The sequence below is a fragment of the Saprospiraceae bacterium genome (genome assembly GCA_016713025.1).
Lineage (GTDB): Bacteria > Bacteroidota > Bacteroidia > Chitinophagales > Saprospiraceae > OLB9.
In genome coordinates this window covers 430709-445871 of the sequence record JADJPZ010000004.1, presented here as the reverse complement: position 1 = coordinate 445871, position 15163 = coordinate 430709, and the positions used below count along the sequence as shown (strand labels likewise).

Genomic DNA, 15163 nt, shown 5'->3' with positions numbered 1-15163 from the left:
TTATTGTACTTGTTCGACTTTAAATACCAGATAATCAGTATCACCTTGCCATGGAAATGCATCTACCAATTCCCTGTAATGCAGTCTTACGTTTTTGCCTTCAAAATTTTGTATTTGTTCATAAATCGCTGCATTTTCCACAGAAAATTCAAAGGTACTTTCCTTATTCATAATGGCTGTTCCGCCAAGCTGCAGTTGTCCTTCATATGTTTTAAAAACCTTTCCTTTTTTGGATATTTTAAATAACAGACCGGTACGTGTCCCTTCACTTACAGTATATGTCCTGTAAAAATAATATACACCACTAAATACCACAAGGGCAAGTAATAAAATCCACATCAATCTTTTAAAAAATGATTTGGCTTTCTGTTTTGTTTCTTCAAATGACATTTTTGACTCTGATTAAATAATTTCGAAAAAAAAATACGCCCTTATAACATATTCAGTTCAACATAAGTTCCAAAAAAAGAGATCATTCAGGGATAAATTTTATCGAAAGTGAGTTGACACAATGTCTTGTGTTTTTCGGAGTAAATCGTTCATTTGTAAAAACATGTCCCAAATGGCCGCCACAATTTTTACATACTATTTCGATCCTTCTGCCATCTTTATCGGGTATTCTACTGACTGCTCCTTCCAAATCATCATCAAACGAAGGCCACCCACATCCTGAATTAAACTTCGATGTGGAATGGTACAGTGGTGCATTACAGCGTCTGCATACGTATGTTCCTGGCTTAAAAAACTTATCATATTCGCCTGTAAAAGGACGTTCAGTGCCTTTATGGATGATGACGTACTCTTCATCAGGCGACAATTCGTTATATTGATTTTCCAATTATTATTTTTTTATTAGATGAGAAAATGATGCCCTTAATTTTGCAATTTTCGGAGGAATAACTATCGAACAATATCCCTGATCAGGATTATTTGTATAATAGTCCTGATGATAATTTTCTGCGGTATGAAAATCACCGGCTGGCTTGATTTCGGTGACTATTGGATCTTGCCACATTTCAGTTGCAAATCTACTTTTTGACTCCAAAGATGCTACTCTTTGCATTTCGGTGGTGTAAAAAATAGCTGATCTGTATTGTGTGCCCTTATCAGCTCCCTGACGGTTGAGTGTAGTTGGATCATGGGTTGTCCAGAAAATCCGGAGAAGGTCTTCAAAACTTATGATTTCCGGAACATATTCTATTTTGACCACTTCAGCATGACCTGTTGTCCCATTACAGACTTCCCTGTAAGCAGGATTTTTGACGTGTCCTCCCATATATCCGGATACGACATCAGAAACACCGTTTAATCTTTCGAAAACAGCTTCAACGCACCAAAAGCAACCAGCACCAAAATAGATAACATCCATAAATATTTAAACTTAAAAGTTAATTAAGTCCCATATAACAAAGGACTAAATTTTAGGTTCATGCTTTTTAAAGCATCTTTTCAAAACATATACTATTCTCGATTCCGATGTATTGACCATAGTTGGGTATGATCTTAAAACCACTTTTCAGATACAGCTCTTTAGCACCTGATTGTTTTTTGCCAGTTTCTAAAACACATCTTTTATAAGCCATTTCCCTGCTCCAGTTTTCAAGTTCTTCCAGTACCATAGATGCCAGTCCCTGATTTCTTTTGTTTTGGATGACATACATACGCTTCACTTCCATGGTCTCATTATCTAAAGCTTTAATGGCTCCGCAAGCGCAAGCTTCGCCATCGCAATGAACCAAGACTACATGGTTTAGCTTTTCGATGGTGTTAAACTGTACATAAAACTGGTGATCAGCACCATCTGCCTGAGCCAACTCCGCATCGAGCAGTTTTACCAATGATACAAAATCCATGTGTTTGCTGTTTGTTCTGGTGATTTCCATAAGCTCGGTTCTATTTAATTATAAATTTTGCATGAGGAATTTATATTTTTAGGATTCCCAAATTATTCTACTTACGAATATGATAATATACTCATAACATTACAAGATGACTGTCTAAAACCACAAAACACCTTCATCACCAGGTTCGCCATGATAATTGAGAGTGACTTCTTCACCGGGATTGATGTCCTTTATTGCAACAATATCTATAGTATTGTTTTCCATATCAAGACTAAAATTGGCATTGGGATGAATGGCGTGATTGTAAAGACTGCCAAAACCCAAAGCAATGGCTGCATCATCCATATCTTCTCCCCACAAGAAATAGTAATCATGCAGGATCGTCTTATGAATGATAGGCAGTTCTGCCTTAGGAATTACTATCACCGGGCATGCTTCAATCAAGTCACCTATACTTACCGGAATTGAAGTATATACACCCCTTCCCTTATGGTCATCATGTGCTGTATATAAGCCGGGTATCTGATGCATTTGTATGATTTTGTAATGTCATATCAACTGAGTATAAAACATATGTTAAAGTCTGCGGTTGGAATAAAATTAAGATTTTTTAGTAAAATAAACTCCAACAAGGATTAAGCAAAGTCCTGCGATGTGTAACATCGAAATGGTCTCACCATCCAAAATGCCCCAGGCAAGCGCGACAACAGGCATCAGGTACGTCACAGTACTGCCGAATACTGCACTTGTCTTCTGCACAAGATAATAAAAAATCATACTGGCCAGCACAGTACCAAATAGTGATAAAATTGTCACTGCACCCAATGACCATTTAGCCTGCGGATCATGAGCCATCACGTGCAAAAAATCTGTAGTAAAAAGCCAGATCAATGCTGGAATGCCCAAAACGAAAAAAGACATACTACTAATGATAACCGGCTTGGTGTGGCCAAAAAATGCCTGTACCATATTGACACTGGACCCATAACAGATGGTGGCTGCCACGATGAGCAGACTTTGCCATTGTATACCACCGGAGAGACCACCGTTTCCCATCAGAATGAGCATACCTGCTCCAAAAAAGCCAATTACAACTCCTATCAGTTTTAAATTACTGAAATTCAACCGGAATAAAAAGATACCTATGATCAATGTCCATATCGGGGTAAGGCTATTGAGAAGTCCTGCCAGCGAACTGCTGACTTCTGTTTGCGCATATGCAAACAAAAATGCCGGGAGACCACTGCCGGTTAGCCCTACAGCAATAAATAATGGTAACATCTTCCATTCAATATCTCTCCTGTGCCACCATACCATAGGTGCAAAAGCAAGTGATGATATACCTAATCTGAGACAACCTAACTGAACTGGATCAAAAGCAATAAGAGCTTTTTTGATCAGTATAAATGAACATCCCCATAGCACACTTAAAAAAATCAATATCCCCCAGTGGGATTGTTGTACCTTGCTCTTTAAATTCATAATGCAAATTAACGACAATCAATCGAGATAAGGTAACAAAAGGGTATTGGTTTCATTCAAAATGTAATTGGGCTGCAACATCTTCACATAATAACTCGTTTATGAAATATGTTTCAGCAAGTTTTAAATTGACGAATATCTTGGAAAAAAGTTTGGTGTTTTTTATTTTGGTTCTAATTTCAGGCTGCTATAGCTTTAAAGGCATAGCTATACCTGCTGATGTCAATACATATTATATAGAAAATTTCAAAAATAACGCGCCGCAAGCTCCCGGGGATATCAATCAACGTTTTTCAGAAGCCCTGCGGCTCAAAATAAGAAATGAATCAAGACTTACTTACAATGAATCTGCTCCTGATATCGAATTTTCCGGAAGTGTCAGCGGTTTCAGACTGTCACCTGAAGCACCGCAGGCTGGTAACACTGTAGCACTCAACAAAGTAGAAATCATAGTATCAGTAGATTTCAAGAATAACAAAGATGAAGCTAAAAGCTGGAAAAAACAATTTTCATTTTTCCGTACTTTTGCTAGTGATCAGGACTTTGTCAGTATTCAGGACGGACTCATCAATGAAATTTTCAAACAACTGCTGGAAAATATATTTAATGATGCCTTCACTGGCTGGTAACGAGAACAGACAGTAGTGCGATCATCAGATTTGTAAAACTTTCAGAACAAATCTCTATTATCGGAGTAATGAAAGATTTGAAAGAGGTTAAAGATTAACTTCCTTTTACTTCAAAAATGATAATTCCACATTGAGAATCATACTTACCGGGGGCAAACTCGAACTCTTTAGCTTTCCTTAAAGCCAGTGAAACCAAACTCTTCTGAACGATCGTTGACAATGTTGGATTAAATTCAGCTTTGATGACCTGTCCTTCTTTGTTGACACAGATATTGATACAAACCTTACCATTTTCATCAGATAGGATAAGTATGCTTGGTACTTCCTTTATCTTTCTGACTCCGAGTTCCTGCCCAGATATTTGAATGTTTAAGTCATCATCCACCACAAATGCATTGACAGTGTCATCATTTTTGGGAAGATTTTCATCTTGTATAGGTGGTTCTGAATCTGGGATATGATTTGGCGAAGTTGCCCCATCAGATACACTGGTACTATCGGTGACCGGAACTGTGGTTGTTACTTCAGTATTTTGCGGATTAGTAGTACTATTTGTGTCATTTTGTACAGTCGTATTGTCTGAAGTAGTCGGATTACTACTTTCGTTGGTGGTATTCGGATTATTATTGGTTGTTGTCTCCCGATTATTGGGTATGGTGATGCCACAATAATTTTTTGCTTTAGCCTCAGCTTCTGAATTACCGGCTTTTGCAGCAGTTTCGTAATCGGCGCAAGCTTTTAGCCTTTGACCCGATGTTTCGAATATTTGAGCTCGCCACAAAATATACTCCATATTTTTATGATCCAGTAAGATGGCGGCATTAAAACTATTGATGGCTGCTTCACTCTCTCCCATGGCTGCAAATGCCCTACCTAAAAGTGCTGCATTATCTGCTTGGATACCCTTCAATTCAATACTTTGCATGGCATCTTTTTGAGTACCTTTATATGCTCCCAATGCGTATTTAGCCTTCCCGCGATGAATTAAAGCATTTTTGTACCCTGGATTTTGAGTGATTACAAGATTATAATTAGTGACGGCTTCATCATATCTGCCGGTTTCAAGCAGGTATTCAGCTTTAACATAAATAAATCCTGTCTCTTCATCCAATCCCTGACCTACCAGTGATGAGAATAAGTACATATTAAAAATTAAAGCTACTAATATTCGATTTTTCATTTGTGTTAATATCTTTGATATATAAAGACCGAAAATCGGCAATTATTGTTAGTTAAGAAATATTTAATTGAAAAAATACTCATTTCTTTAATATTAATGCAAAATCCCTACTGATGGTTTAGAGTATGTTTAAACTTTTATCAGTCGGCTACACTTTGGTATGGGCCAAATTATAAAATCTAATAAAGTGCATCGCAGTTGCAAACTGCAACGATCTGGTTATATAGGCACAAGTTACAAACTTGAGCCAGTAGAGGACGATCTGGAAACATGCTTTTTCTAAACTAATTCTACTTTTTCAAATTTCACGGACTTTCCGTTTGATTTGAAACTGTTGAGTTAACCCAACAGTTGTGACCCTGATTCGCCAATACTCTTATGTTTAACTTTGAAAAAATATCAGGTTTCCGGTTGATTACATTTTGATGAAAGTGTAATTGACTTAGATTTTTGAAGGGGACTAAGTAGAACCTAACATTTATTTCTTTTTCTTAACTTCTTTTTTTGCAAATGCATTGGGTATTTCGGCCTCTATCCAAGACTTGACAGTACTTAAACTTACCGTTTTCAAAAAGTCATCATCCGCCTTTTGGCCATCAATTTTTGGAATTTTAAGGTTATTTTTAGCAAACTTGATGTATGGCCCCCACCGCCCATTTTCTATAGATATTTTTTCTGCCGGCCAGTTCTGGATATACCTGTTGGCTTCTTTTTCTACTTTTGCTTCTATGAGTTCTATGGCTTGATCTTGCGTGATCGTTTCCAGCTTAAACCTTACCGGTATGTTGATAAATAATTCATTCCATTTTACAAACGGACCAAACCTACCCTTCCCTTTTGTGATAGGCAATTGCTGAAACATACCTATCGGTGCATTTTCATCTTGCTTTGCTTCAATCAAGGTTTGAGCATTTTCAAAAGTGATTTCCATAGGATCCACATTTCGAGGCAAATTGACATACAGATCCCCCATTTTTACATAAGCTCCAAAGCGGCCTGTATTGACTGTGACTTCTTCACCTTGAAATAAACCAAGTGTCCTGGGTAACTTGAACAAGTCCATCGCTTCATCATAGGTGATGGTCTCAAGAGATTGTCCAGGCTTTAAATTGGCAAATCTTGGCTTTTCACTTTCAAGGACTTCTTCTCTGTCTCCGATCTGTACGACAGGGCCGAATCGTGTCATCTGAGCAATCACACTATATCCTGATTGGGGATCTTTACCGAGTACTCTCTTACCTTTTGCCCTTTCAGCATGCTCCATCGTATTTTCAACACTATCATGAAATGGGCCATAAAATTTTTTTAACATTTTCCTCCAGTCAAGACCATCAGTTGCTATTTTGTCAAGTTCGTCTTCTACATTTGCAGTAAAACTATAATCCATGATTTTGACAAAATGCTCAGAAAGAAAATCACTCACAACCATGCCCAGATCTGATGGATACAGGCAGTTTTTTGTAGTTCCGGTGATCTCTGATTTAGTCTGTGATGTGATTTTACCCTTTTGTAAAGATAAAAATCTATATTCCCTGATAGTGCCTTCTCTGCTTTCTTTAGTAACATATCCTCGTTCTTCCTCCATGATTTTAGAAATCGTGGGAGCATATGTAGATGGCCTGCCTATACCCAACTCCTCAAGTTTTTTGACTAAGCTCGCTTCAGTGTATCTTGATGACGGACGGGTAAAACTCTCCGTGGCATTCATTACATCAAGAGGGAGAATCTGACTGACTCTGAGAGGAGGCAACATACCTTTTGATTCACTATCTTCTTCATCATCTGAAGATTCTAAATAAACTTTGAGAAATCCGTCAAATTTCAATACTTCGCCAGTAGCCTCCAAAAATTTATCAGGCATAGTAGAAATAGCAATATTGACTATCGTTTTTTCTATTTCAGCTTCCGACATTTGAGAAGCAATCGTCCTTTTCCATATCAGGTCATACAATCTCTGCTGATCTCTGTCTGGACCGATATTTTTTCTCTCTATATACGTAGGTCGGATTGCTTCGTGGGCTTCCTGAGCATTGGCAGTTTTAGATTTATACTTTCTTATGTGCAGATATGGTTTTCCAAAACTTGATTCTATCTCCGCGGCTATGGAACTGAGAGCAGTCTCACTTAGATTGGACGAATCTGTACGCATATAGGTAATAAGCCCCTCTTCATACAATCTTTGTGCTGTCGACATGGTTCTGTTGACTGAAAATCCAAGCTTCCTGCTTGCTTCCTGCTGTAAGGTCGAAGTAGTAAAAGGTGGTGCCGGAAATCTTTTTAATGGCTTCTTTTCTATGTTTTTAATGGTAAATGTAGCACCATTACATTTCTCAAGAAATGTCCTTGCGTCTGTTTCATTGTCAATTCTGCTGGTATGCTCAGCCTTGAGCAGTACTATCTCACCTCTCCCGTTATCTACAGTAAAATCTGCCAAAATTTTGAAAAAAGGTGTCACGACAAATTGCTGAATCTCACGCTCTCTTTCAACAATCAATTTTACTGCCACTGATTGTACCCTACCGGCCGATAATTTATTTTTAACTTTTCGCCACAGCACTTCAGAAAGTTCAAAACCTACAATCCTGTCCAATATCCTTCTGGCTTGCTGCGCATTGACAAGATCAACATCAACTTTTCTGGGATTTGATACGGCTCTTTGTATGGCAGGTTTGGTGATTTCTGAAAAAACAATACGTTTAGTGGTACTGACATTGAGATTTAATTCCTGACACAGATGCCAGGAGATGGCTTCACCTTCACGATCCTCATCCGTTGCCAGCCAAACTTCATCTGATTTTCTTACGTGTTCTTTAAGTTCTTTAACAACTTTAGTTTTTTCCGGAGAAACTACATAAAAGGGTTCGAAGTCGTTTTCAATATCAATTCCTTTATTGCCTTTTTCAAGGTCCCTGATATGTCCATAACTGGATTTGACGATGAAGTCACTACCCAGAATTTTTTCTATCGTTTTGGCTTTTGCAGGGGACTCAACGATCAGTAAGTTTTTGGCCATGGATTATATTATTAATTTACAATGATATCAATGTTTGTGAAATCTTCTTTTACGCCTGATTTTTATCAGATAAATGATTATCGGGGGACAAAACTATAAATTTTTTAATATTAAATACCTTTGAAATGGTCACATTAAAAATAATATATTCATAACGTGCTTGTAATCATATATTTAAATAAAATTAAACTATTGATATATCCCTTTTAGAATTAGGAAAATCAGGATATTGAATGAAATTTTTAAATTTCCATCTAGTTTTAGAAACAAAGTAATATCAAAATTTGGGCAACAAAAATCCTGAAAATAGTCACCAATGGATACACAGTAGCATAAGATTGTGTAGGTACATCTGAATCTATATATCCGTTGGAAAATGCAAGTGCGGCTGGATCAGTATATGACCCGCTCATCAAGCCTATGAGTTTTGTATAGTTGATTTTCATAATGACCTTCCCAACAAAGACCATAAATATCAAAGGGATAAATGTGATGAAAGCTCCATAAAATATCCATAACCAACCATTGTTCTGAGTAAAATTTTCGTAAAAATGAGTACCGGCATGTAATCCTACAGATGCAAAAAATAAACAAATTCCAAGGTCCTTCATAAAATGAATAGCTCCATTATTGATATAGGAGTGTATCACACCTATACCACCGTATCTGCTGATCATCAATGCAGCAAGCAACGGACCAGCCGCAAAACCAAGTTTGATGGGAACTGGAAGAGAAGGAATGGCAATAGGAATAGAACCAATAATGATTCCGATAACCAGACCACCAAAAAGAGATAAAAAATCCGGCTCAAGCAACTTTTTCTCTGAATTCCCAATGATTTTTTCTACTTCAGCTATATCATCCTTGTCACCTACCACCCTTATCCTGTCCCCATAATATAACTCCAGAGAAGGTGATGCCAATAATTCCATACCTGACCGAAATACTCGGGTAACTTTCAATCCATATTTATTGAACAAATCAAGCTCAGCCAGTGTCTTGTGAGAAGCGGATTTTTTCGTTACAAAGATGGTTTTACTGACTACATCTTTCTCATCTTCTATCAACTGATCTGATGATTCTTTCCCTATTAAACCAATAAATTTTTCTACCATATCAGCTGTACCGATCACCATCAAGACGTCTTTATCAGAAAGTCTGGTATCCATAGGTGGTGAAAAAACATCTGACGAACCACTATGTTTTAGTCTTGATATAATGATATCATTGAGACTGAAATCTCTCATAATGTGATATATGCTTTTTCCAAATACTTCAGGGTTGGTGACACGACATTTTTTTCTGACAAGCCCTGATGCGTCCTGCCCGGATGTATTTTGTAATTTTGCTAACTCTTCCTTGATGTTTACCTTAAATATGACTTTGGTAAGTATGATGACAAAAATAACTCCTAGTACACCCATAGGGTACGTAATCGCGTATGCTACAGCGGGATCTGCAAATTGTTTGCCGGCAAATTGAAGTTCTATTTCGTGAAGTGATGATTTTGCAGCCCCAAGTCCGGGAGTATTGGTCACAGACCCTGACATCAGCCCAACTGCGTTTGCTATACCCATATCACTGATTTTAAAAATAATAAAAGTGATGAGTCCTCCCAACAATACTGTAGTTACTGCCAATGCATTGTATCGAATGCCTTCCTTTCTGAAGGAAGAAAAAAATGATGGTCCTACTTGAATACCTATAGCATAAACAAAAAGGATCAATCCAAAATCCCTTATAAAAGTGGAAATATCCTGTTTTACGACAAAACCATAATGCCCTAAAAATATTCCTGTGAACATTACTGCAGATACACCTAATGATACTTTGTTAAATTTAAGTCTCCCAAGAAGGACACCTAAACCTATGGTGATCAGGATGGCAATAATAGATTGAGTGATATCTGGGGTATCGGTCGGGAAGAAAAGATTTCTAAACCAGTCAAACATTTCAGTATATTTTTTGCGCAAAATTAAACATAAATTTGATAATAACCACCAAATAATATTTTAAAAAGAATCAAAGCAATGAATTCTAACCAAACAAAACATATCCCAATTTAATTATTCAAAATAAAATTTTAATGATTAGTCATTAAATCCCAAAATGTGTGTAATGAAAATGTGATTGCCGAAGACATATTAATATTTCAAAATAAACACTGGCCATTATTATTTTAAACCAATGTCGTTTAGATGTCGAATTTTTCTTTGTTTTTACCCTATCTAAATCTTTCGCTTAAAAGGGAAAGACTTCATAAAGAGGTCTTAACTAAACGACATTGCATTTTAAACTATAATCTGTTTTTTCTTTTTAATGAAAACTTTTTAAATTGTCTGGCAATAGTTAGAATAACTATAAAATCGTTCATTGTTAAATATGTCAAAAAAATACTTTTCTATAATAAATGCAGACAATAACACAAAGTCAAAAGTTAAATTATGCCATTTTGGCAGGATAAAATCTTTGGAATGATTTTGGAACGGTATAATACTTTATGATGATATTACATATATTCATATCTTTGCGCAGCGGTTGTAGTTAAAAGAAATAACTTTTATCCCTTTCACTCCAACAGCAGATTTTTAAACATACTCAATACCATAGCTTTAATAATCCTACCATTCAAAAAAAAATAAATAGATATGTTCAATTTTTTAAAAAATATCTTTGGCAATAAACACGAAAAGGATGTCAAGTTATATTCAGAAATTGTAAAACAGACAAACCTGTTTTATGATTCATACCAAGGTCTTTCAAATGATGCTTTAAGAAACAAAACTCTCGAATTCAGACAAAGGATCAAAGAAAGTCTTGCAGATATAGATGCAGATATTGAGGCATTGACAATTAAAGCTCACAATGAGGAAGACTTTACACAAAAAGAAATCATATTCAACGAAGTAGATGCTCTTAAAAAGGAAAGAAATAAATACCTGGAAAGTACATTAAAAGAAATTTTGCCCGAGGCATTTGCCGTGGTGAAAGAAACTGCCAAAAGATTCAAAGAAAATAGCACTCTTGAAGTTACGGCAACAGAACACGACCGAAATCTGGCAGTTTCAAGGGATTTTATTATGATTGATGGAGACAAAGCTATTTGGAAAAACAGCTGGAAAGCAGCCGGAGGAGATGTGACTTGGAATATGCTGCATTATGATGTTCAATTGATAGGTGGCATGGTGCTTCATGAAGGTAAGATTGCTGAAATGGCCACGGGAGAAGGAAAAACATTGGTTGCCACATTACCTGCCTACCTCAACGGGCTTGCCGGACTGGGTGTCCACATCATCACGGTCAATGATTACCTTGCAAGGCGGGATAGTGAGTGGGTAGGACCTATATTTCAGTTTCTATTGCTTACTGTAGATTGTATAGACAAATACAAACCACACTCTCCTGAGAGAATAGGTGCATACAGGTGCGATATCACCTATGGTACCAACAATGAGTTTGGTTTTGATTATCTGAGAGATAATATGGTCAGGGATAAAGATGAGCTTGTCCAGGTGAAACATCATTATGCCATGGTGGATGAGGTAGACTCTGTCCTCGTAGATGATGCCAGAACGCCACTGATCATATCAGGGCCTGTTCCTCAGGGACTTGAAGAGCAGGAATATGTGGAACTGAAACCCAAAATCGAAAAACTCTTTAGTGTCCAGCGTCAATTAGCTACTGAATATCTGGCTGAAGCAAGAAAACTTATAAAAGATGGAAATACCGGAAACCAGGAAGGTGAAGGTGGTTTGGCCCTATTCAGAGTCTACAGAGCCTTGCCTAAATATCGCCCATTGATTAAGTTTTTGAGTGAAGAAGGAGTCAAAGTAATACTGCAAAAAACTGAAAACTTCTACATGCAGGAGCAAAGCCGAAATATGCATTTGGCAGACGGTCCTCTTTACTTTACCATTGATGAGAAAAACAGATCAGTTGAGCTCACAGATAAAGGTATAGAATATCTGTCAAAAGGAGAGAATGATCTTAGTTTTTTTGTAATGCCAGATATCACTCAGCATATTCAGGAAATAACCACAAAAGAAGCAAAAGAAAATATCGATCTCACAGAGCAAAAAGAATCATTAATTCAGGATTATGCGGTGAAATCCCGAAGACTTCATGCAACTAGTCAATTGCTAAAAGCTTATACCCTATTTGACAAAGACCAGGAATATGTTGTCATCAATGAAGAAGTAAAAATTGTAGATGAGCAGACAGGACGTATGATGGAAGGTAGAAGATACTCAGATGGTTTACATCAGGCTCTTGAAGCCAAAGAAGGTGTAAAAATAGGAGATATTACTCAAACATATGCTACTATCACATTACAGAACTACTTCCGTATGTACCATAAGCTTGCTGGTATGACTGGTACTGCTGAGACAGAAGCTGGAGAATTCTGGGAAATTTACAAACTGGATGTAGTTGTAATCCCTACTAACAAACCTATAGTTAGAGAAGATAGAGAAGATTTAGTATTCAAAACGGCAAGAGAAAAATTCAATGCTGTGATAGAAGAAATCGGTAATCTTACGGCCAATGGCAGACCAGTACTCGTAGGTACCACATCAGTGGAAGTTTCAGAATTGCTCAGTAGGATGCTCAACATGCGAAATGTCAAACACAATGTCCTAAACGCTAAACAACACCAGCGAGAAGCAGAAATTGTAGCTGAAGCAGGAAAACCAGGTGCTGTAACTATAGCTACCAACATGGCAGGTAGAGGTACAGATATCAAGATTGGTGATGAGGTCAAAAAAGCTGGAGGACTTGCCATCATAGCTACTGAAAGGCACGATTCGCGCAGGGTAGACAGACAGCTGAGAGGTAGAGCCGGAAGACAAGGTGACCCTGGTACCTCGCAATTTTATGTATCGCTGGAAGACAATCTCATGAGACTGTTTCAATCAGAAAGAATAGCCGGCATGATGGACAAAATGGGTCACAAAGAAGGAGAAGTCATTCAGCATAGTATGGTGACAAAGTCCATCGAACGAGCTCAGAAAAAAGTCGAAGAAAATAACTTTGGCATCAGAAAAAGATTGCTGGAGTATGATGATGTCATGAATATACAACGGGAGGCGATTTACAAAAAAAGAAACAATGCTCTCAATGGCGACAGAATCGCTGTAGATATTCATAATATGCTTGTTGGTTCGGTGGAATACATTGTAGATACCAACAAAAAAGCCAATGATTACGAGGGCTTCAAGTTTGATTACCTCACATCCCTGGGTATGAACCCCAAGATAGACCATGAAACGTTCAAATCCACGTCGGTGGATGACCTGATAGATCAAACATTGCAGGAAGTGAATGATCAGTACGGTCATAAATCCGAACAAATTACAAATATCCTTTTGCCAACGATAACAAGTGTTTATGAGCATCAAGGTCATTTGTACAAAAGAATTGCCATACCATTTACAGATGGGCGTACGAATCCACTTCCTATCGCTGCAGACCTGAAAGTAGCTGTGGACAGTAAGGGTGGTTCCATCATGAGAGATATAGAAAAAACGATCACTCTGGCCATAATTGATGACCACTGGAAAGAGCATCTCAGAAGCATGGATGAACTTAAGGATGCGGTTCAGGCGGCGTCATTTGAGCAAAAAGATCCCTTGGTCAAGTATAAAATTGAAGCTTACAACTTGTTTGAAGAGCTGGTAAACAAGATTAATAAAGATGTATCAGCTTACCTTCTTAATGGCAAACTCCTTATCCAGCAAGAAGTCAGGGAAGCCAAAGTTCAGAAAACTGACCTTTCCAGAGTGAGGACAAGCCGTGAAGAAGAAGCAATGAGGCAAGCAGCTGAAGGTGTATCCAAAAAAACAGAAAAAGTAGAAACTTTCAGAAGGTCAGAAGAAAAAATAGGTAGAAATGATTTGTGCCCATGTGGAAGCGGTAAAAAATTTAAACACTGCCACGGCAGGTAACACAACTTTCTGAAGAAATTTAACATGGCCGGATCACATGCAGAAACATTATACATGCAAAGATGTATAACACTTGCAAAAAAAGGAATCCGGCATACTTTTACCAACCCGATGGTAGGTTGTGTCATAGTATATCAAAATTGTATCATCGGGGAAGGTTACCATCAAAAATACGGAGAACACCATGCTGAAGTAAATGCGCTGAATGATGTAAAAGGTCATGACAAGTCCTTACTACCCCACTCTACCATGTACGTCAGTCTTGAACCGTGCGCTCATGTAGGAAAAACTCCGGCATGTGCACACAGGATAGTAAGCGAAGGCATCAAAAATGTAGTCATAGGCTGTGTTGATCCTAATCCGATAGTTGCTGGCAGAGGTATCAGTTATCTTAAAACTCACGGTATAAATGTCACAGTACCTGTACTTGAAGCCGAATGTCAGAAATTACTGACAAAATTTAAGGCAAACCTGAATGGTATGCCATATATTATCCTAAAGTGGGCTAAGTCTTCTGATCATTATATCTCCATGAATAATACCCAAACCTGGCTTACCAATGCTTACACTAATATCCTAACCCACAAATGGCGTAGTGAAGTCGAAGGCATTATGATTGGAAAAAATACTGCTCTGATAGACAATCCTTCACTTAATGTAAGACATTACCCCGGAATTTCTCCTGTCAGAATTTTGATGGATTCACACTTAAGTACAGATCAGGGTATCAAGATACTTTCGGACCACAATCCAACCATCGTTATCAATAGCATCAAAGATCTCAATGACAAGTCATTATCATATATCAAAGTGGATAATATGGGCGATTGCCGGGAAGTGATGAGTAAAATATTTAATGCAGGTATTTCTTCAGTCATTATCGAAGGAGGTGCTGCTTTGTTAAAAAGCTTTATTTCAAGCAATTGCTGGCACGAAGCGAGGGTAATACATACCGATCTTAAGCTGATGGATGGTGTAGCTGCCCCGCTTGTTACAGGAAAATTAAATGATGTTTTTGAAATTCAGGGAGATAAAATTATGATCATTTCCAATCAAAATATCTGACATATAGA

12 protein-coding genes are annotated in these 15163 nt (G+C 37.5%); 3 read left to right on the top strand and 9 right to left on the bottom strand.

What is annotated here, in order from left to right; all coding sequences use genetic code 11:
• The 6 genes from IPK35_08325 to IPK35_08300 all read right to left on the bottom strand — a co-directional run bounded on the left by IPK35_08325 (window position 1) and on the right by IPK35_08300 (window position 3326).
• Window positions 1-390, bottom strand: coding sequence for a hypothetical protein (locus IPK35_08325; protein ID MBK8053260.1), 390 nt, complete (start codon window positions 388-390; stop codon window positions 1-3).
• Between the two features lie 82 nt (window positions 391-472).
• Window positions 473-838 (bottom strand): methionine-R-sulfoxide reductase, encoded by a 366-nt coding sequence (locus tag IPK35_08320; protein ID MBK8053259.1) that lies wholly within the window; start codon window positions 836-838, stop codon window positions 473-475.
• Window positions 839-841: 3 nt separating this feature from the next.
• The gene (msrA, locus tag IPK35_08315) at window positions 842-1369 is read right to left on the bottom strand and encodes a peptide-methionine (S)-S-oxide reductase MsrA (protein MBK8053258.1); all 528 of its coding nucleotides are present in this window, start codon (window positions 1367-1369) and stop codon (window positions 842-844) included.
• Between the two features lie 67 nt (window positions 1370-1436).
• Window positions 1437-1883 carry a GNAT family N-acetyltransferase gene (locus IPK35_08310; GenBank protein MBK8053257.1) on the bottom strand — a complete coding sequence of 149 codons (447 nt, stop codon included), beginning with the start codon at window positions 1881-1883 and terminating at the stop codon, window positions 1437-1439.
• A 114-nt stretch (window positions 1884-1997) separates the two neighbouring features.
• Window positions 1998-2375, bottom strand: coding sequence for an SET domain-containing protein-lysine N-methyltransferase (locus IPK35_08305; protein MBK8053256.1), 378 nt, complete (start codon window positions 2373-2375; stop codon window positions 1998-2000).
• A gap of 69 nt (window positions 2376-2444) precedes the next feature.
• On the bottom strand, window positions 2445-3326 hold the full coding sequence (locus tag IPK35_08300; protein ID MBK8053255.1) for a DMT family transporter: 882 nt from the start codon (window positions 3324-3326) through the stop codon (window positions 2445-2447).
• A 140-nt stretch (window positions 3327-3466) separates the two neighbouring features.
• Here IPK35_08300 and IPK35_08295 point away from each other — a divergent pair, with 140 nt between their 5' ends.
• Entirely contained in the window at window positions 3467-3955 is a 489-nt protein-coding gene (locus IPK35_08295) for a hypothetical protein (GenBank protein MBK8053254.1), read from the top strand.
• 94 nt (window positions 3956-4049) lie between these two features.
• On the opposite strand, the gene IPK35_08290 is transcribed toward IPK35_08295, so the two are convergent.
• From IPK35_08290 to IPK35_08280, 3 genes are all read right to left on the bottom strand, one after another.
• Window positions 4050-5135 (bottom strand): tetratricopeptide repeat protein, encoded by a 1086-nt coding sequence (locus IPK35_08290; protein MBK8053253.1) that lies wholly within the window; start codon window positions 5133-5135, stop codon window positions 4050-4052.
• 478 nt (window positions 5136-5613) lie between these two features.
• Window positions 5614-8148 (bottom strand): type I DNA topoisomerase, encoded by a 2535-nt coding sequence (gene topA, locus IPK35_08285; protein MBK8053252.1) that lies wholly within the window; start codon window positions 8146-8148, stop codon window positions 5614-5616.
• 260 nt (window positions 8149-8408) lie between these two features.
• A complete protein-coding gene (locus IPK35_08280; protein ID MBK8053251.1) occupies window positions 8409-10100 on the bottom strand; it encodes a putative transporter in 1692 nt (563 codons plus the stop codon).
• Window positions 10101-10796: 696 nt separating this feature from the next.
• Here IPK35_08280 and secA point away from each other — a divergent pair.
• Window positions 10797-14090, top strand: coding sequence for a preprotein translocase subunit SecA (gene secA, locus IPK35_08275; protein ID MBK8053250.1), 3294 nt, complete (start codon window positions 10797-10799; stop codon window positions 14088-14090).
• A gap of 54 nt (window positions 14091-14144) precedes the next feature.
• Window positions 14145-15155, top strand: a complete 1011-nt coding sequence (gene ribD, locus IPK35_08270) for a bifunctional diaminohydroxyphosphoribosylaminopyrimidine deaminase/5-amino-6-(5-phosphoribosylamino)uracil reductase RibD (GenBank protein MBK8053249.1) — start codon at window positions 14145-14147, stop codon at window positions 15153-15155.
• Window positions 15156-15163 lie beyond the last annotated feature (8 nt).